The organism is Hyphomicrobium sp. CS1GBMeth3, assembly GCF_900117455.1.
Lineage (GTDB): Bacteria > Pseudomonadota > Alphaproteobacteria > Rhizobiales > Hyphomicrobiaceae > Hyphomicrobium_C.
Genome location: NZ_FPHO01000002.1, coordinates 889,289 through 907,823, shown reverse-complemented (window position 1 = coordinate 907,823; position 18,535 = coordinate 889,289). Strand labels below are relative to the sequence as shown.

Annotated in this window: 18 protein-coding genes; 3 read left to right on the top strand and 15 right to left on the bottom strand. The window is 63.8% G+C overall.

Annotated features, from left to right (window positions below; genetic code table 11):
- The first annotated feature begins 124 nt into the window (after positions 1-124).
- Positions 125-1,735 (top strand): FHA domain-containing protein, encoded by a 1,611-nt coding sequence (locus CS1GBM3_RS04380; protein WP_072391916.1) that lies wholly within the window; start codon positions 125-127, stop codon positions 1,733-1,735.
- Positions 1,736-1,749: 14 nt separating this feature from the next.
- Here the strand turns inward: CS1GBM3_RS04380 and CS1GBM3_RS04375 are convergent, their stop codons facing one another.
- The 10 genes from CS1GBM3_RS04375 to purC form a co-directional block, all read right to left on the bottom strand.
- A complete protein-coding gene (locus CS1GBM3_RS04375; protein WP_072391913.1) occupies positions 1,750-2,973 on the bottom strand; it encodes a GNAT family N-acetyltransferase in 1,224 nt (407 codons plus the stop codon).
- Positions 2,974-3,127: 154 nt separating this feature from the next.
- Complete coding sequence (locus CS1GBM3_RS04370; protein WP_072391910.1) at positions 3,128-3,490, bottom strand: hypothetical protein; 363 nt, start codon at positions 3,488-3,490, stop codon at positions 3,128-3,130.
- Between the two features lie 76 nt (positions 3,491-3,566).
- The gene (locus tag CS1GBM3_RS04365) at positions 3,567-4,085 is read right to left on the bottom strand and encodes a hypothetical protein (RefSeq protein WP_139247787.1); all 519 of its coding nucleotides are present in this window, start codon (positions 4,083-4,085) and stop codon (positions 3,567-3,569) included.
- A gap of 221 nt (positions 4,086-4,306) precedes the next feature.
- Entirely contained in the window at positions 4,307-5,482 is a 1,176-nt protein-coding gene (locus CS1GBM3_RS04360) for a vWA domain-containing protein (RefSeq protein WP_072391904.1), read from the bottom strand.
- 104 nt (positions 5,483-5,586) lie between these two features.
- Positions 5,587-6,819: a porin gene (locus tag CS1GBM3_RS04355; RefSeq protein ID WP_072391902.1), complete on the bottom strand. Its 1,233-nt coding sequence runs from the start codon at positions 6,817-6,819 to the stop codon at positions 5,587-5,589.
- A 533-nt stretch (positions 6,820-7,352) separates the two neighbouring features.
- The gene (locus tag CS1GBM3_RS04350) at positions 7,353-8,573 is read right to left on the bottom strand and encodes a porin (RefSeq protein ID WP_072391899.1); all 1,221 of its coding nucleotides are present in this window, start codon (positions 8,571-8,573) and stop codon (positions 7,353-7,355) included.
- A gap of 528 nt (positions 8,574-9,101) precedes the next feature.
- The gene (gene purQ, locus CS1GBM3_RS04345; protein WP_072391896.1) at positions 9,102-9,806 is read right to left on the bottom strand and encodes a phosphoribosylformylglycinamidine synthase subunit PurQ; all 705 of its coding nucleotides are present in this window, start codon (positions 9,804-9,806) and stop codon (positions 9,102-9,104) included.
- A 29-nt stretch (positions 9,807-9,835) separates the two neighbouring features.
- On the bottom strand, positions 9,836-10,285 hold the full coding sequence (locus tag CS1GBM3_RS04340) for a hypothetical protein (protein WP_072391893.1): 450 nt from the start codon (positions 10,283-10,285) through the stop codon (positions 9,836-9,838).
- A gap of 2 nt (positions 10,286-10,287) precedes the next feature.
- Entirely contained in the window at positions 10,288-10,530 is a 243-nt protein-coding gene (gene purS / locus CS1GBM3_RS04335; protein ID WP_072391890.1) for a phosphoribosylformylglycinamidine synthase subunit PurS, read from the bottom strand.
- A gap of 158 nt (positions 10,531-10,688) precedes the next feature.
- Complete coding sequence (gene purC, locus CS1GBM3_RS04330) at positions 10,689-11,477, bottom strand: phosphoribosylaminoimidazolesuccinocarboxamide synthase (RefSeq protein ID WP_072393655.1); 789 nt, start codon at positions 11,475-11,477, stop codon at positions 10,689-10,691.
- 356 nt (positions 11,478-11,833) lie between these two features.
- Between purC and CS1GBM3_RS04325 the strand changes: the two genes are divergently transcribed.
- Positions 11,834-12,160 (top strand): DUF1476 domain-containing protein, encoded by a 327-nt coding sequence (locus CS1GBM3_RS04325; protein WP_072391887.1) that lies wholly within the window; start codon positions 11,834-11,836, stop codon positions 12,158-12,160.
- Positions 12,161-12,178: 18 nt separating this feature from the next.
- Here CS1GBM3_RS04325 and CS1GBM3_RS04320 read toward each other — a convergent pair whose 3' ends face one another.
- From CS1GBM3_RS04320 to purB, 3 genes are read right to left on the bottom strand one after another with little or no spacing between them, the layout of a single operon-like run.
- Positions 12,179-12,760 carry an RBBP9/YdeN family alpha/beta hydrolase gene (locus CS1GBM3_RS04320; protein ID WP_072391884.1) on the bottom strand — a complete coding sequence of 194 codons (582 nt, stop codon included), beginning with the start codon at positions 12,758-12,760 and terminating at the stop codon, positions 12,179-12,181.
- A 22-nt stretch (positions 12,761-12,782) separates the two neighbouring features.
- Positions 12,783-13,889 (bottom strand): hypothetical protein, encoded by a 1,107-nt coding sequence (locus CS1GBM3_RS04315; protein ID WP_171946422.1) that lies wholly within the window; start codon positions 13,887-13,889, stop codon positions 12,783-12,785.
- A 47-nt stretch (positions 13,890-13,936) separates the two neighbouring features.
- Positions 13,937-15,244 carry an adenylosuccinate lyase gene (gene purB / locus CS1GBM3_RS04310; RefSeq protein ID WP_072391876.1) on the bottom strand — a complete coding sequence of 436 codons (1,308 nt, stop codon included), beginning with the start codon at positions 15,242-15,244 and terminating at the stop codon, positions 13,937-13,939.
- A gap of 574 nt (positions 15,245-15,818) precedes the next feature.
- Between purB and CS1GBM3_RS04305 the strand changes: the two genes are divergently transcribed.
- A complete protein-coding gene (locus CS1GBM3_RS04305; RefSeq protein ID WP_072391873.1) occupies positions 15,819-16,016 on the top strand; it encodes a hypothetical protein in 198 nt (65 codons plus the stop codon).
- A gap of 208 nt (positions 16,017-16,224) precedes the next feature.
- Here the strand turns inward: CS1GBM3_RS04305 and CS1GBM3_RS04300 are convergent, their stop codons facing one another.
- Positions 16,225-17,307, bottom strand: a complete 1,083-nt coding sequence (locus CS1GBM3_RS04300; protein WP_072391870.1) for a branched-chain amino acid ABC transporter substrate-binding protein — start codon at positions 17,305-17,307, stop codon at positions 16,225-16,227.
- Positions 17,308-17,368: 61 nt separating this feature from the next.
- Positions 17,369-18,496 (bottom strand): branched-chain amino acid ABC transporter substrate-binding protein, encoded by a 1,128-nt coding sequence (locus CS1GBM3_RS04295; RefSeq protein ID WP_072391860.1) that lies wholly within the window; start codon positions 18,494-18,496, stop codon positions 17,369-17,371.
- Positions 18,497-18,535 lie beyond the last annotated feature (39 nt).

Genomic DNA, 18,535 nt, shown 5'->3' with positions numbered 1-18,535 from the left:
GATGCGCCCTGCGGGGTGCGCTAGGAATTGCGCGTGGGGGCATCGCGGGTCTGGAATGCCGGTTCAAAGAAGAGGGACGTCCCGCCGCCGGACTGGGCGCTTCGTTGCCCGCCTGGTTGGCAGCGTGGCAGCTTATGGTCTCGCGGCGACGGCATCGGAAGCCTTCGACGCCAGCCGCGTCGAGCCCAGTGTTTACAAGATTTACAGCTTCGTCCCCGGCCAGAATGACCAGTACACGGTCTCTTCCGGCACCGGCTTTCTCGTTTCGGGTCGCCGCTATCTCGTAACCAACTTCCACGTCGTCGAAGGTGGGCAGCATTTCTACATCGGCTTCCGCAAAGGCGAAGAAGCCAAGCTGGTCGAAGCCCGCCGCGTCGACGGACGCCCAAACGTGGATCTGGCCCTTCTCGAGGCGCAGGAGGATCTGCCAGGCGAAGCCTTGAGGATTGGCGAGTACGAGCCCGATAAGCTGACAGACGTGGTGGCGATCGGCTTCCCCGGTGCCGCCAACCTGAACCGCGCGCCGGTGCCAAGCCCGGAGGCGCAAGGCGTACCGTTAACGGATCTCGAGTCGACGGTCACGACGGGCGTCGTCTCGCGCATGACCTTCACCAATTTGACGGTGAGCCCGAGCCAAACGCTGAGCGTGCGCACCGTGCAGCACAGCTCCGCCATCAACCCCGGTAACAGCGGCGGCCCGCTTCTCGATGCCTGCGGCCTGGTTGTCGGTGTCAACACGCTGCAAGGTCTGAACTCGCAGGGACTGTTCTTCTCCGTGCATGCCGGCGAGGTTGCTCGCTTCTTGCGTGACGCCGGAATCCCGTTCGCAGCCACCACGCGCCCGTGCACGGCGGGGTTCAGCTCGAGCTTCGTGCCGCTCGCCGTGGCGCTGACGGTGGCCCTCGTGCTCGGCGCCGCGGCCGTGATGCTGCGCGCGAACCGTATCCCGGCCTGGCGCGAAGCGCTTGCGCAAACCGCAGCGCGTTTTGCGGGGCAGGGCAGGCGAAAAGGGAAGCGGCTTGCTTCGCCCTCAACCTCAGCAGGATCCCCGCCCGGCGCCCTTTACCTGCGCCCTGTGTCCGGCGGCATACCGATCCCGCTCGATGAATCCGGTAAGGCGCTAACCATCGGGCGCGGCCCCGGCGTCGACATCGTCGTTCCCGACGACGCGATCTCCAAGGCCCACGCGCGCCTCGTCTGCGATCGCGCGAACGATAGCCTCCGCATCACCGACCTCGCTTCGTCGAACGGCACCTTTGTCGACGGTGCACGCATTGCGGAGGAGGAGGCATCCCCTGGTGCGCTTTTGCGTTTCGGTACGGTGGAATTCAAGCTCGTGCGCGAGCCACGCGCGCGCTCATCCGTCGAGAAGCACGAATTGGAGGGCGGTGCCTGGATGCTGTCGGGCTTCGATCCGTCCGGCCGGGCCATGCAGTTCGAACTGCGCCCGGCAAAGGAGCTAGCTTCGGGTGAGCCAACCGCCGCCGCATCGTGGACAATCGGTCGCGACCCGGCCCGTGTCGATTTCGTCATCGAGGACAAGAGCGTGTCGGCGCAGCATGCCGAGATCCTCTACAACCCAGGTCAGTCCCTGAGATTGCGCGACTTGGGTTCGATGAACGGCACGCGCCTCGATGGCGTGAGCATCGGCAATGGCACGGCGACCTTGTCTCGCACCGGGCACGAGATCGCGTTCGGCCTGGCGGTGTTGCGTCTCTCGCGCCTCTCAGCCTGAGGAAAGCTGAAGCGCTACGCCTCACGTCCGCGCGTGAGAAGTTGAGCGAGCTTGCGACGCGCGCCTATGGGCAAGGCTTCGACGCCCCGCTTCAGCGTCGGCCGTGCACCGTTGAGATAGAGATGCAGGTAGAGCCGGCCGGAGAGGGTTGGCGCGACAGCCCAATCGCGCACGACGACCGCATCGTCGGCCCAATCGAGCTTGTAGCCGTCGCCCGGCGCCAGAAGGTCGAACACCGCGAGACCGTCATCGGAGGCGCGGCGAATGCTGTCCTCCATCAGCAGCGCGCCCGCAGCCATTTTTTCGAACTCGAGATCGTACGCGATGATGTGAATGGCCGTGCGCCCCTTGGCACGCACCCCGATCTCGAGCGCGACCGGACGTCCGGCGCAGATGAGCCCGATGACATGGCAGCCGGCCGGATGGGAAACTGAGCGCACCGCGTCGGTAAAGAAACGCTCGGTCCGCGGATCGGACAGCGCCGGCGAGACGAGTCCGCGGTGCTGCATCCACTGGCGCTTGAGCTGGAAAGCTTCAGACGTAAGTGCTGCGGCTTTCGCGCCCTCCGTGTGCCACACGAGTTCGAGCGCACCGCGTTCGGCAAGCCTGCGTCGCTGTCGTTTGCGGTTGCGGCGTGCGTTGCTCGAATAGCGCGTTTCGTACACGGCGAACGAAGGCGCGCTCGCGAGGTCAAGGAACGGTGCCTTGAGCTCGGCCGTCACCGAAGCCCCGATCGACTCCAGGAGCGGCGCAACCACGGAATCGCCGCGCACCCGCCGGAGGTTCACGACGCTGGCGCCGGTTCGCTGCGTAACGAGGTCAAAGGCCGCGCGTAAAAGCGCTTCTGCGTCTGGCCGAGCCTCCATCAGTACGTCACCGTACTGGCTGACGGGCTCGCCCATCCACTCAAGCACCGTGAGCGGACCGACGCGCTCGACAACGAGCGGCCAGACCATGATGAGGCGGCCCTCAGCGTGCGCCGTCACCACGGCAAGCCCAGGCCCCCGCTCGCCCGCCTTGGGCAGGAAATGATTGGCCCAATGCCAAAGCCAATTGAAGGTCTGGAACAGATGCGTGTTGCGGCCGGCGCGCGCGAACAATGCGTTCCATGCGGGCTCGAGCGCATCGAACTCCGCACGCGTTGTGACGACACGCAGGAGAGGGCGCTCCGCTGACGCGGAGGTCACCCGCTGCACAACGTCGGATGGACGCTCGACGACGGACGCGAGGAGGGACATGGAAAATCTCTAACGCATGGCGAAGCACCGTCCCGAAACAGCGCTTCGGAGCGGCCAGGAACGATCGTGTCACAAAAAGGATAACGATTTACCTGAGGGCAATCCGCTTACGGAGAGAGAACGTTCCGCACACACGCGTACCGCGAGGATGGCCCTACGCGTGCGCAATCTCGAACAGGACCAGGACAAGAAGCGCAACGACGAGCGCCCATTGCACGAGCGCACCGCGCCGCGTCTGCGCGCCGCCGCCCAAAAGCGCAGCGAGGGCAAGCGCCGCGGCGCCCAGGATATTGATGACGATGAGCCCGGCGATGCCGAGCCCGCGCGAACCTTCCCAGGCGCCTTCAATGTAGGTCGCGGCGCTGATGCCGATCAGCGCGGCACCCAGCAGGCGCGGCCAGAAGCCCGTCGTGGACGGTGGCAATCCGAGCAGCTTGATGGTTGTCATCGGCGCGAGAACGAGGAACGCGCCGCCTGCGAGCTTCAGAAGCGTTTCGAGCCAAAGAAGTTGCTGCACGGGGCGTCACACAATAGCGGGGCGGTCTACGCTTGAGATGCCGGGTGACGTTTTTTAGGGACCAGCTGAAAGACGGCTAACCGCCGCCTTTTTCCTTCTGCTTCTCCCACCAGTCGCCCGACCCGAACTTCGGCCCCGTGTCTTCGGTCTCGTTTGAGAACCAACCGCCGAACAGGCCGCCGTCATCTTTCTTTTCCGCGACCACCGATTTGCGCGGAGGCTCGAAGTCGCCTGCGAGCAAGCGATTGAGATCGGTCTTGATCTGAGCCGTCTTGCGTTCGGAGCAGAAGTTGGCCTCGTCAGCCGCGGCCTTCATAACGCCGTTATAAGAGACGCCGTGGATCTTCTCGACGTTCGCGATCTCTTCGTTGGAGGCGCCACGGCCCACCTCATGCGCGAGATATGAGGCCTTGAGCTTGGCGGCATCAAAATTATAGCCGCACTTCTGTGCGCGCGCCGACACGGCGCCGACTTGGAAGGCGCGATCGGTCGCGGACGATTGCGGGACCGGTGTCGGCAGGGCGGCACCGTCAGCGGGCGTCGCCGCGCCGGCCGGAGGAGTCGGCGCTGAGCCAAGGATCGACGCCGTCGACACGCCATTGCCTCCCGACGAGCAGCCCGCAAGGGCAGTCGAGACCAGCAGGGCGATTATGGCGCGGCGATGCATAGGGACCCCTCAAGCTGCCCAAAATCATCGCAGATTTGCGCCCTTTTTGAGGAGAGGTCAATGTGCGGGGGAGCCAGGACTGTGTGCGAATCGATACACTCCTGACGCTACAACTCATCCGGCAGTCAAGACCTGACACCAGAGGTGCGTCAGCGCATCAGTTCGCGGATGGCCTCGTCGAGACCGGCGAGCGTCATCGGATACATGCGCCCGGCCATCAGGCGGCGGATCAGCCCGATCGACGGCGTATAGCTCCAGTGGGCCTCAGGCACGGGGTTGAGCCACACCGCGTGCGGGTAGATGTCCGTCACGCGCGTGAGCCACGCGGCGCCGGCTTCGTCGTTCATGTGCTCGACCGCGCCCCCGACGTGCGTGACTTCGTAGGGGCTCATCGAGGCATCGCCCACAAAGATCACTTTGTAGTCAGCGGGATAGGTGTTGAGCACCTGCCACGTCGGCGTGGTCTCGCTCCAGCGCCGGGCGTTGTCGCGCCATACCCCTTCATAGAGGCAGTTGTGGAAGTAATAGTACTCGAGGTGCTTGAACTCGCTGCGCGCCGCCGAGAACAGCTCTTCGGCCGTACGCACATGCCAGTCCATGGAGCCGCCGACGTCGAAGAACATCAGCACCTTGACCGTGTTGCGCCGCGCGGGGCGCAGCGCGAGATCGAGGTAACCCTTGCGCGCGGTGCCGCGCACGGTCTGATCGAGGTCCAGCTCTTCCGCAGCGCCTTCACGCGCGAAACGACGTAGCCGCCGAAGCGCCAGCTTGATATTGCGCACGCCGAGCTCGACATCGCTCGCGAGATCCTTGAACTCGCGTTTGTCCCAAACCTTGATGGCGCGGCGGTGCCGGCTCTCCTTCTGACCGATGCGTACGCCCGCGGGGTTGTAGCCGTAAGCGCCGAAGGGCGAGGTGCCCCCCGTGCCGATCCACTTGTTGCCGCCCTGATGGCGCTCCTTCTGCTCGGCGAGCCGACGCCGCAGCGTCTCCATGATTTCGTCCCAGCCACCGAGCTCCTCGATGCGGGCTTTTTCTTCGTCGGTCAGATAGAGGTGCGAGACGGCCCGCAGCCAGTCTTCCGGGATCTCGGCTGTCGCGGCTTCGCTCATGAGATCGAGGCCCTTGAACACGTGCCCGAAGACGGCGTCGAAGCGGTCGAGGTGCCGCTCGTCCTTCACCAGCGCGCTGCGCGACAGATAGTAAAAGTCCTCGACGCGCGCACCGGCAACGCCCGCATCGAGCGCCTCGAGCAGCGTCAGGTATTCCTTGAGCGTGACCGGGACCTTGGCGTCTCGCAGCTCTTTGAAGAAGGTCGCAAACATGCGGCGAGCTTAGCGCCTCGGACAACGCGGCGCGAGTGCGGCAAAAAACAAAGAAGCCGCCCCGAAGGGCGGCTTCCTGTTCCGTCTGGCAGTCTCAGCTTCGATTAGAAGTTGATGAGAGCGCCAAAGGTGACCTCGTTCATGTCCTCGCAACCACCGTTGGCGGCGCAGAAGTTGTTGTCGTCGTATTCGTAGTTGCGATACTTGAGCCAGAGCGACATGGCGGCGGCGTCAACTTCCTGCACAACGCCGAGGCCCCACCAGTCAAGCTCACGGTCATCCACATCACCGTCGCTGGTCAGATACTCACCGTAGAGCACCGTGGCGCCGAGATGGTTCCAGTTACGGCGGATACCTGCCTTGAAATACCAAGTCTCACCGTCGCCGCCGAAGTCGGTGCCAGAGGCCGATGTATCCTCGATGTCGCCGTAGTTGATCAATCCGAAGAGGCCTGTTCCGACATGCTGGACGTAGAGGCCAGCCTGCCAGTAGTCACGCTCGCCGAAGGCGCTGCTAACAGCACCGGTGCTTTCGGCGTAAACGACCGTTGCGGCCACCTTGAAGCCGTGATGCTCACCAGCATACCGAAGGCCGATATCCCAGACATCGTCATCGCCCCAAGAGGCCGATGCCGAGAAGCCAGCGAATGTCGGCGTATCGTAGCGCACCGAGTTCACAGGAACACCGAAGCAGTCGCCCGGAAGACAGGCGCCGCCCGTCAACCAGACTGGACCACCCGTCGCGCCGTTAGCACCGCGGATGCTAAAGGAGGCCACGTCGAATGCCACCCAGTTCGCCGGAATGAGCGAGCCCGAGCCGTCGACTAGGATCGCGGCATTGTCAGCCACCATCGACTGCAGACCGACGCCGACCTTGCCCCAATGGTCGCTCTTGATGAACCAATAGGACTGCAGCGTCTGGACGTAGTTGGCGGTTTCAGCGAACAGGCCAGGGCCTGCAGGCGTATCCTGGTTCGTCGTCAGCGAGTCGGAGCCATCCGCCTCGAGATGCAGCACGTAACCAGCCGTCCAGCCGGGGACGATCGTGGCTTGACCGGTGAACTTGACGTTCGTGCCAAGCGTCGTGCCGAGGCCGGTGACGTAGACGTTGTCCTCGAACCCGTCGTCCCACCAAGTAACTTGCTCGGCGACCCAGCCGGAGATCGTCAGCGAAACCTTGCGGTTGCCCTTGCGGGCCGTCGTCGCTTCGAGCTCGGCGATACGCTCCTCGAGGTCAGCGCAGCAATTACCCCCAAGGTCGGCTGCATTCGCGCTCGTAGCGAGGCTGCCTGCGAGCAGGCCGGCCGCCGCCAGGGCGCCTAAGCTATATTTATTCATAGACCTTCTCCCAATCTGCGTTGGTAATCGAGATGGCGGACGCCCTTACTCGGTAGTGTGATACGCAAACTAGGCCGCGCTCTACGATAATGACGGCGCGAAGAATTCCCTCGGAACCGCCGCTGGCCCGGAGAGTCTGCGATTCTCCCCTGCGCAACAATCGAGCAATGTCGTTTTTGGCCTGACGATCCTGCAACTGTGGCGCAGGTGCCACGAACACCTCGCGGGGGCCCTGTTTCTTGGGCTTTTCGCCGGGCTGGTTCTTACGCCTTGCCTTGTGGGAGCCAGGGGACAGGGTGGGGATAACGAATGAGCGCATCGCCTAGGATCACGGCAGATGCGCCGCGGCGCCAGCGAGAGAGACTCGATTCGTATGTCGCCCATATGGCTGGAGCGGGGATAAGCCGGTAGTGATCAGCCGCTCGGGGGGTGGTCAAACCGGCCAGTCGCTGCTTTTGCCCTGGGGCGACCGCAAAACAAAGAAGCCGCCCCGAAGGGCGGCTTCCTGTTCTGTCTGGCAGTCTCAGCTTCGATTAGAAGTTGATGAGAGCGCCGAAGGTGACTTCCTGGAAGTCCTCGCAACCCAGAGCGCAAGCCCCAGCGTTGCCGTCCAGGCTGTATTCGCGGTACTTGAGGAACATCGACATGGCAGCGTTGTCGATCTCCTGCACGCCACCCAGGCCCCACCACTCGAAGTCGCCGTTGCTGATGTAGGAGTCGCTGGTCATGTACTCGCCGTAGAGCACGGTGTGGCCAAGCGGTGTCCAGCGCTGACGGATACCAGCCTTGAAGTACCAGATTTCGGCTTCATCAAAGGCGTCGCTTTCGATATTGCCGTAGTTGACCAAGCCGAAGAGGCCCGTGCCGATGTGCTGGAGATAGGCGCCAGCCTGGAAGTACTCGCTATCGCCCCAGTTGGCGTCAAAGACGCTGTTGGACGTGGCCTCGGCGTAGACAGCCGTGGCTGCGAGCTTGAAGCCGGCGAACTCACCCGCGTAGCGGATGCCGGCATCCCAAACGTCGTCGTCACCCCAAGAAGCCGACACCGAGAAACCGGCGAAGGTCGGCGAGTCGTAACGAACGGAGTTGGTCGGCACGCCGTAGCAGTCGCCAGGGATACAGCCGCCAGCGCCGCCCCAGGTTGCGCCCGTGTTGCCACCGGCGTTATCGCGAATGTTGAAGCTCAGCGCATTGAACGCCACCCAGTTGGCGGGGATCAGAGAGCCCGAGCCGTCGACCAGGATCGCAGCGTTGTCCGAGACCATCGACTGCAGGCCGACGCTGACCTTACCGAGGCTCTCGCTCTTGATGAACCAGTAGGACTGGAGCGTCTGAACGTAGTTGCTGGTGTCAGCGAAGAGGCCGGGGCCCGAAGGCGTGTTCTGGTCCTGCGTCAGCGAGTCGGAGCCATCCGCCTCGAGATGCAGCACGTAGCCCGCCGTCCAGCCCGGGACGATCGTGGCCTGACCGGTGAACTTGACGTTGGTGCCGATCGTGGTGCCGAGGCCGCCCACATAGACGTTGTCCTCGTGGCCGTCGTCCCACCAGGTGACCTGCTCGGCAACCCAGCCCGAGATCGTCAGCGAAACCTTGCGGTTACCCTTGCGGGCCGTCGTCGCTTCGAGCTCGGCGATGCGCTCTTCGAGGTCGGCGCAGCAGTTCCCCCCAAGGTCAGCTGCGGACGCACTGGTAACGGATAGGCCACCTGCAAGGAGGCCGGCCGCCGCCAGGGCGCTTAGAGTATGCTTTTTCATTTACCTTCTCCCGTCTACTAACTTCGAAACGGGCGCTTGACGCATTTAGCAACGCCACGCGCACATATAAAGCTAAGCTCGAATTGCAGCGGCAGCACGCAGACCCGAATCACCGCTTTCGGCAAGGATAGTACGCAGATCTCTCTCGGACAGGGAATGGAGAAGATGCGTAATCCAGTGGATTCCGCCCCCTCTGTGGCGACATTGCAACGAGTCGTGTGGCGGCGCTAACATGCTGAAGTAAATAACAAATTTACAACGTTACGCGGGCGGACGAAAGAATGCGTCCGTGTGCTGTGGAACAATCATGTCGAGAAAGCAACTTTGCCTCCTATTGGATATAAAGGGAAATTCTCCCGAGGCGTTCGTTGAGCAGGGAGCGCCCGCAAAGCGAGCAGCCTGCCAAGGCGGTGAGCGCCTTTTTCGTAGACGACTGATCAGGATACAGGCTGACCGGGAAGCACGCGCGGCTTATTAGGCCATGGCGGGGAGGTGATCCCCGCTTTTGCGCATCACCGCCCATCTGCCTTATCCCATGGCCGCAACGGCGTTCACCAACGCGCTTTCGAACACGCGCCTGCCGTCTGTCCCGCCAAGCATCTGCTCATAGAGACGCTCGGGATGGGGCATCATGCCGAGGATGCGTCCCGTCTGGTCCGTGATGCCGGCGATATTGCGCTGCGCACCGTTCGGGCTCGTCTCCGGCGAAACGTTGCCCTCCGCGTCTGAATAGCGGAACGCCACCCGACCCTCACCCTCGAGCCGGTCGAGCGTCTCTTCGTCTGCGAAATAGTTCCCCTCCGCGTGGGCGATGGGCACGCGGATGGCCTCGCCCTTGCGGTAGCAGTTGGTGAAGAACGTGGCGTCGTTCTCGACCTTGATATGCACGTCGCGGCAGATGAAGCGCAGCGACGCATTGCGCATCAGCACGCCCGGGAGCAGCCCGGATTCGCACAAGATCTGAAAGCCATTGCAAATGCCGAGAACCGGCGTCCCGGCTTTCGCCTTGGCCACGACGTCGCGCATGATCGGCGAATGCGCCGCCATGGCACCGCAGCGCAGGTAATCGCCGTAGGAGAAGCCGCCGGGCAGCACGATCAGATCCGACGCCGGCACCGTGGCATCTCCGTGCCAGACCATTTTCACCGGAAAGCCCGTGATCCGCTCCAGCGCCGTCTTGACGTCGCGATCGCAGTTGGAGCCGGGAAAGACGATGACGGAAGCGCGCAGCATGTCTGGTCAAACTCTTCTGTTCGGTGCGGTTACGGTGTGGGCGCGAGTATCGACTGGCCCTTTTTCGCGCGCTCGATCTCGGCGCGTGACGCGTTGGTGAGCTCCGTATCGCCGGATTTCATGTCGGCCATCAGGATCGTGAACTGGCCCCGGTCACCGTAGCCGCACCCTTTGCTATCCGCGGTCCAGACGCCCGTCACCTGTTTTCGAAATGTCCGGAGTGTCGCGGCCGGATGTGCCGGATGTCCCGGCGTCGTGAAGGCGATCTGAACGCGCCACCGCTCGGGCAGTGAGAGTTTCACGAGCTCGAACCCGCCCCCTTGGCTGAGCTCGGCACCGGGCAAGGCGTGCGCTGTGCTTCTGAGGGTCTCGAACCCGAGCGTGCAGTCGAGATCCGGGGGGCTCGTCTGTGGTTGCGCGGCAGCGGCCGCCGGCATCAAAAAGCCGGCCAGCCAAACTGCCCTGCGCGCATATCGCATCGTCAGGGCGCCAGCTCGTAGCTGTAGTTCTCGATCACCGTATTGGCGAGAAGCTCGCGGCACATGCGGTCCACTTCCGTGCGCGCCTGCTCCTCGCTCATGCCGGCGACGTCGACCTCGAGGTACTTGCCCTGGCGCACGTCATTGACGCCCGCGAAGCCGAGCGCGCCGAGGGCGTTCTGGATGGCCTTCCCCTGCGGGTCGAGAACGCCGGGTTTGAGGGTGATCTTGATGCGGGCTTTCATATCGGCTCCGAGCTTGTGGTCCCGGACGCCGCAAGGAACAGCGATCCGGGGATCCGGAGGCAGCAAGCGCACGTGTCGAGCCCCGGCCGTGGATCCTGGCCTATCGCGCTAGCGCGCTTCGGCCGGGAACACAAGGCGACGAGACGCGCCGTCACCGATCAATTCGGCTTTCCGGTCGGGTTCGAGGCGACCAGCACCGGCCCCACGCCCTTCGGTGGGCGCTGCTCGGTCAGCACGCCGAGGCGGCGCGCCACCTCCTGGTAGGCCTCGAGCACGCCACCGAGGTCGCGACGGAAGCGATCCTTGTCGAGCTTGTCGCCCGACGAGATGTCCCACAGACGGCAGCAGTCCGGGCTGATCTCGTCCGCGAGCACGATGCGCATCTGCTCGTTGTCCCACAGCCGTCCGAACTCGACCTTGAAGTCGACGAGGCGGATGCCGATGCCGAGGAAGAGGCCGACCAGGAAATCGTTCACACGCAGCGCGAGCTGCATGATCTCGTCGATCTCCGCCGGAGTGGCCCAGCCGAACGCCGTGATGTGCTCCTCGGAAACCATCGGGTCGTTGAGGTTGTCGGCCTTGTAGTAGAACTCGATGATCGAGCGCGGCAGCTGCGTGCCCTCTTCGAGCCCGAGCCGCGTCGCGAGCGAGCCCGCCGCAACGTTGCGCACCACGACCTCGAGCGGGATGATTTCCACCTCGCGGATCAGCTGTTCGCGCATGTTGAGGCGCTTGATGAAATGCGTCGGAACGCCGATCTCGCCGAGCCTTTGGAAGATGTACTCGGAGATGCGGTTGTTAAGCACGCCCTTGCCGTCGATCAGCGCGTGCTTCTTCGCGTTGAAAGCCGTCGCGTCGTCTTTGAAGTGCGCAATAAGGGTGCCGGGCTCGGGGCCTTCATAGAGTACCTTGGCCTTCCCCTCGTAGATCCGACGCCGCTTGTTCATCGATCCTGGTCCCTTGACGATCACGCTCATGCTCAATCTTGTCTTTGAAAAACGACGACCTCTCCAACGGAGCCGACCCCATTGATCTTTCAGCGAGATTTTGGGAGTTCTCGTCTTGCTTGGGGCGGCCCAACGCACAGAAATCATGTTCTGGACACTAGCTGAAGCAGGGGCCAGAAACAATCTAAACGAGGGGTCGAAAGGCCCCAGGGCCGCATGGCAGACAAGCCGTTGATTTGTCTGCCCGGTCAGGTTACCGGTCGCGGGCGGCGGTTGAATCTGCGGCCCATACAACACAGTTTGAGAGTGAACAAAGTCGGAACATCCGACTTAAATCCATCCTGGCGGAGACGGTCATGACCACGTTCGACGAGAGAGAGAAAAGCTTTGAGAAGAAGTTCGCGCTCGACCAGGATCTGAAGTTCCGCGCCGAGAGCCGGCGCAACAAGAAGCTCGCAGAGTGGGCTGCAGGCAAGCTCGGCATCACCGGCGAGGCGCTCGAGGAGTACATCAAGGCAGTTCGCAAGGCGGACCTCGCCGAGAAGGGCGACGACGACGTGCTGCGCAAGGTCAAGCAGGACTTTGACGCCAAGGGGATTGCTGTCGATGAGACCGAGATCCGCGCCAAGCTCAACGAGTTCCTCTCCCAGTCCGTGAGCGAGATCGAGGCCGATAAGAAGTAGTGGCGGCTGTTCGCGGTCTCATTCCGCGAGCGTTTGTAGGAACGTACCGAAGCGCAACACGCCCTCGGGCCAAGGACCATGGCCCGAGGCGCCATTGATATGGCCGGCGTCTCCGGCCTCGACGAGTGTCGAGCCCCATGCCGCCGCGAGTTCCGTCGCGCGTTCGATCCGGCAATAAGGATCGTTCGAAGAAGCCACCAGCACCGAAGGAAACGGCAGCGGATCCAGCGGCAACGGCGCAAAACCGCTTGCCGCACCGTCGAGCGTGAAGCCTTCAGTCTCTGGCCAGTTGGCCGCGTCGTCGACGTCAGCAGGCGCCACGAGAAACGCGCCTGATACGAAGCCCTTCGGAACGATCTTGGCCATGTGCGCCACAGCGGCGACGCCAAGACTGTGTGCGACGAGCACAACCGGCCGCGTGCTCTGCACGGCTGTCTCGATGATGCGCCCCACCCACGCTTCACGCTCCGGCACTACCCAATTCTCCTGCTCGATACGCCGCGCCGTCTTGAGCGTGCGCTCCCACCGCGACTGCCAGTGGTCAGGTCCCGAGCTGGACCAGCCGGGAACGATCAGGATATCGACATCGGACGTACGCATGAGGCCTCGTGAAGGGATCGTGTCAGGAGGAAAGGGGATCTGCGGCGCGTGTGAGCTGCGATGATTGCCGAAGGTTTTCGAGGACCATGAGGCCGACGGCAGCAAGAACAAGCGTGCTTGCCGGGTTGGGGAGATGCAACCCTCCGCTTGTGAGAGCCGGGATCGCGTAGGAAAGCGCAAGCAGGCCCGAGAGCGCAAGGATCACCGGTGCCGCGGCCGCGACACGGAGCGAGCTCCCGGCTGCGAGGCTCCGCCGCCGCAGAAGGACGACGACGGCAAACGCGAGCGCCAGCAGCGGCGGCAGCGCATGCGTCGCAACCAGCGCGGCGAGATCCGGCGCTCCAGCCGGCAGGAGGAGCCATTGCAACAGTGCCACGGCGCCGAGCACCCAACCCGCGAGCGTGGATCCCAACAGTGGCACCCAGATCAACTCGTCCGGATCCGAGAGACGCGGCGTTGCTTTGATAAGCGCGGCCAGCACCGCGACGGCGAGAGCCAGCGCGCCGAGCGAGATCGCGAGGTGCGCCACTACGGCCGAGCCTGTCAGAGCTCCTTGCGCCATGAGGACGAGGTGGCCGAGGGTATCGTTCACAAGGGCGTCGATGTGAGTTGCCGCGAGCAGCACCCAGAGACCACCGCCAACGCCCGCATGGGTGACCGAAGACGCGAGCGCGGCCACCAGCGCCGTCCCGGCGACGAGCGAGACGACGGTGCTGGTGTGGAAGCCGCCTCCCGGCTCGGCAACGAGGCCCGGCATGGCTTCGAATGCGGTTGCAATGCCGTAAGCTTGTAGCGCAGCCAAGAGAAGCGCGACGAGGACAACACCGACGGCGAGCCGCGTGCAGCCGCGCGGAGTGCCGGCCCAGGCGCGCGCCTTTGGCCAGAGCGTCATCGCCACCTCGGCGAGGATGGCCGCCGACAGCAGTGGCACGACGCCGAGCGCCAGGATCGAGCCGTGCGCCCGCGCGGAGCCGGAGAAGCTCTCGCCCGCATGCTGAACAAGGACATTCGGATCAACGCCTGCGAGCGGAATCCATGTGCCGAGCCGATAGATCGCGAGCGCCGCCAGCGTGATGGCGATGCGCTTTGGAAACTCAGGATTTTGGGTGAAGTCCCACGGGTCCGCCATGCGCCCAATCATAACTCACGTCTCGCACGCCCCCAAGCGGCGCTTTCCTAGCCAGATCCGAACACGCGCTTGAAGATCGTATCGACGTGCTTCACGTGATAGTCGAGGTCGAACATCTCCTCGAGCTCCTTGGTCGAGACCTTCGCCGTCACGTCCTTGTCTGCTTTCAGCTCGGCGAGGAAGTCGGCGCCGTGTTCCCAGGTCTTCATGGCGTTGCGCTGCACGAGCGCATACGCGTCCTCGCGCGATGCGCCGGCCTGCGTCAGCGCCAGCAACACACGCTGCGAATTGTGCAGGCCTCCGAGCCTGTCGAGGTTCTTCTTCATGTTGTTGGGATAGACGACGAGCTTTTCGATGACGCCCGCGAGACGCGTCAGCGCGAAATCGAGCGTCACCGTCGCATCCGGCCCAATCATGCGCTCGACCGAGGAATGCGAAATGTCGCGCTCGTGCCAGAGGGCGACATTCTCCATCGCTGGCAGCGCGTAGGCCCGCACCATGCGGGCAAGGCCCGTGAGGTTCTCAGACAGCACCGGATTGCGCTTGTGCGGCATCGCCGACGAGCCCTTCTGCCCGGCCGAGAAGAATTCCTCCGCCTCGAGCACCTCCGTGCGCTGCAGGTGTCGGATCTCGGTCGCCAGCCGCTCGAGGGACGAGGCAACGACTGCGAGCGTCGCGAAATACATCGCATGCCGGTCGCGCGGGATGACCTGCGTCGAGACCGGCTCCGGAACGAGGCCGAGCTTGTCGGCGACATAGGTTTCGACGAACGGATCGATGTTGGCGAAGCTTCCCACCGCGCCCGAGATCGCGCAGGTGGCAACCTCACGCCGCGCCGCGACGAGGCGCTCGCGGGAACGCGCGAATTCGGCGTAGGCAAAGGCGAGCTTGACGCCGAACGTGGTCGGCTCTGCGTGGATGCCGTGGCTGCGGCCGATGGTGATCGTATCCTTGTGCTCGAACGCCCGCTGCTTGAGGGCAGCCAGGAGGCGGTCGACGTCGGCGATGAGGAGGTCGGCCGCGCGCACGAGCTGCACGTTGAGGCAGGTATCGAGCACGTCCGACGACGTCATGCCCTGGTGCACGAAGCGGGCTTCCGGCCCCACGTGCTCGGCGAGGTGCGTCAGGAACGCGATCACGTCATGCTTGGTGACAGCCTCGATCTCGTCGATACGCGCCGTATCGAAAACGGCCTTGGACCCCTTGTCCCAGATGACGCGCGCGGCGTCCTTCGGGATGATGCCGATCTCGGCCATGGCGGCGGCGGCATGCGCCTCGATCTCGAACCAGATGCGAAAGCGGGTCTCGGGCGTCCAGATGGACGCCATTTCGGGGCGTGAATAGCGGGGAATCATGGGCCGTCTCGTGTTGAGCGTGAGAGAGGCCACTACCAGACCCGGCGCGCAGCTTCAATTGCGCCGCCGCGCCGGCCTCCTGACCACCCTAGGGATGTGGATATCAGCTTGCGACATTATGTCCGCCGCAACTGCGTGTAAGCCGGGAATAACGACGATTTTCAACCCTTGGAGGAACGCGAAACAAGTCTTTTTGCAATGCAAGCATCACATTTCATTTCAACGGGAAAAATTCAAAAAGTGAAATTGTGCCAGAAAGTTACACCATGTCGCGACGCGAAGGACACACTATCGCGCAGCAACATTTCGTGAAGGTAAAGTGCCAAGATCGGGCCATATTTCGATGTTTCCTGGCTCTACACGCCGACGGTCAAGTAGACGCAAGAATTAAAACTGTTGCTGAATTGTCAGAGCAAAGTGGTGGCGGTTTCATTATTCTCGAATCTGCGATCGCTGAGCCGGGAAACGAAAGGCGGGATTCGCACCGAGGTTGCACCGGACGCTTACGGAGCATATCGGCAGCGCCCCAAGCTTTCAGCCTAGGGCAATGACGCGACGAAGCTAGGGACAGGTTATGACGGAACAGATGCAGGCAGAGATTGCAGAGCTCAATCTCCGGCTGGAGGAAATAGACGATCCCCGCCGCTCGTACGCAATCGTGGCAGAACGCATTCGCGCCTATCGCAGGCACGGTCAGGCAGTACCCGAGGCACTGGCGCTGATGGAGCGCCGTCTCGCCGCCGAATGCTTGACCGAATCTCAGGGCCGCTGAGCCACCTTTGCCAACAAGCGTTTTGCGCCGGCCCCGCGTCAACTGATCAGGTGATCGCGACGGGGAGGCGGGAGATATGAGCCGGGTGCTGGCGGAAGCGCCGCCAGCACCCGCACAGGTCAACGACGAGCACGTTCACTCCGGTATTGCGGACCTTCGCAGGGGTTCGCCAAAAGGGCCTCAAAGCCGGATCGGGCGCCAGCAGCCCCTAGCGGTCTTCGATGACCCATCGTCCACCGCGGGCAACGGCCGCGGCAAAGCTCGGCGTTTCGAGGTCGCCGTTCGCGTCGAAGCGGATGTTCCCAAGCGCCCGCGTCGCGATGGGCTCGCCGCGCAGCGCGACGGAAACGGCGTTTGCAGCGATCGACCCGGTCATTCGCGCGCCTTCCATCCAGGCTTCGAACGCACCGCGGGCCTCGATCCCCGCGCGCTCCCCATCGCCCAAATCCAATATGGTCCGACCGGTTACCGCCGTGGGAACGAGAACCTCGACCCGCGCCTTGGCCGTCCCTGCGGTCTCGGCGAATGACCCGGTCACAAGTGAATCGCTCCCGAGCAGAGGAGCGACCGAACCGAGGCGTGCGAGCCCCCACATCAGGATCACGGCTTCGTCCGGATAGCCCGCGAAGAAGATAGCCTCAGCTCCGCTCTCGCGAAGTGCACGCGCCGCATCCTCGTAATCCGGCTTGCCCGCGACGAGCGGGAGGAGGACCCGCGGCGCCACGCCCGCCTGCGCCAGTGCCGCGACGGTGTCTTCGACGAGCCCTCGCGCGTACTGTGTCCGGTCGTGAACGATCGCAACCTGTCGCCCCGGCGCGTTGGCCAACAACCAGGATGCGGCTGCCGCGCCCTGGCGGTCATCGCGCCCCGCAAAACGCAACACAGGTATTGGGGCGGCTCCGTTGGCACGCGTGACATCGGGATGCCGTACGCCGATGACCATCAGCAGCGCATTCGCCTTGCCATAGAGCGCCGCAGCCGCGGCCGCGGCGTTGGAGCAGGGGTGCCCGATGACGAGTACCGGTCCTTGAGCGATCAGGCGGTTCGCTGCTCCTTCGGCGGTGGCGGGCGCGCAGCCATCATCTGCAACTTCAATCACGACGCGCTGTCCGAGAACGCCGCCTTGCGCATTCACGTCCGCTACTGCCGCCGTGACGGCGCGCTCGATCGCGAGCCCGACAGGCGCCATGCGTCCTGTGAGCGGAACCGCAACGCCGATGCGGATCTCGGCGTAGGCTGGCGTCAGCAGCGCGAGGAACAGGCCGAATGCCGACAGAAGAACGCTCCCCACCCCCACGCGGGAGGAGGGGAGCGATCGACCTGCAGAGCTCATGGAAAGACCGGCGCTGCGCTCAGTTCTGCACGTAGGCGATGGAGCCGTCGGGCTGCTTCTGCCACGTGTACATCACGTAATCGATGCGCGTGACGTCACCCTTGGCGTCGAACGCGAGGTCGCCGATCACCGTCTTGTAGCTGTTGCCCTTGTGCAGCTCTGCCGCGACAGTCGCAGGATCGACAGAGTTGGCGGCCTTCGCCGCTTCCGCGATCGCCTGCACGGCGGCATAGGCATAAAGCGTGTAAGCTTCGGGCTTGAAGTTGCGCGCGGCAAACTTGGCGAGCACCGCCTGCGCCTCCGGCCGCTTCTGCGGATCAGGCCCGAACGTCATAAGCGTACCCTCGGTGCCCGGCCCGCCGAGCGCCGCGAACTCGTCGGTGGCAATGCCGTCGCCGCCCATCAAGGTGGCGTTGACACCGGCGCCGCGCATCTGGCGCAGAATGCTGCCACCTTCCGTATGCACGCCACCCCAGTAGACGAGATCGGCACCCGCATCCTTGATCTTGGACACCAGCGCGCTGAAGTCGCGCTCGCCCGCGTTGATGCCCTCGTACAGCACCTCCTGCACGCCGAGCGCGTTCATCGTCTTCTTCGTCTCGTCCGCGAGGCCCTTGCCGTAGGTCGTCTTGTCGTGAGCGATTGCGACGCGCTTGTCCTTGAAGTGCTGGGCGATGTACTCGCCGGCAACCTTGCCCTGCTGATCGTCGCGGCCGCAGACGCGGAACACGTTGGTCAGCCCGCGCTCGGTGATCTTCGGGTTGGTCGAGCCCGGTGTGACCATCAGGATGCCGTTCTCGGCATAGACGTCGGAAGCAGGCTCGGTGACGCCGGAGTTGAAGTGGCCGACGACGAAGCTCACGCCTTCGCCGACAAAGGTGTTGGCAACCGAGCGCCCCTGCCGCGGATCGCCGGCATCGTCACCGACCACGAGCTCGATCTGTTGTCCATTGAGACCGCCCGCTTCGTTGAGATCCGCGACGGCCTGCTCGACGCCGTGCTTGAGCTGAGCGCCGAACACGGCGTCCTTGCCCGTGAGCGGACCCGCGACGCCGATCTTCAGTTTCTGCTCACCGCCGCACGAGGCGAGTGCGAGCGAGGCGACGACTGTGGCGAGCAGAGCTCCGGTGAGCTTCGCAAAGCGCATGTGTTGTGTTCCCTTTCAGGCGGGCCGGATGGCCCGAGC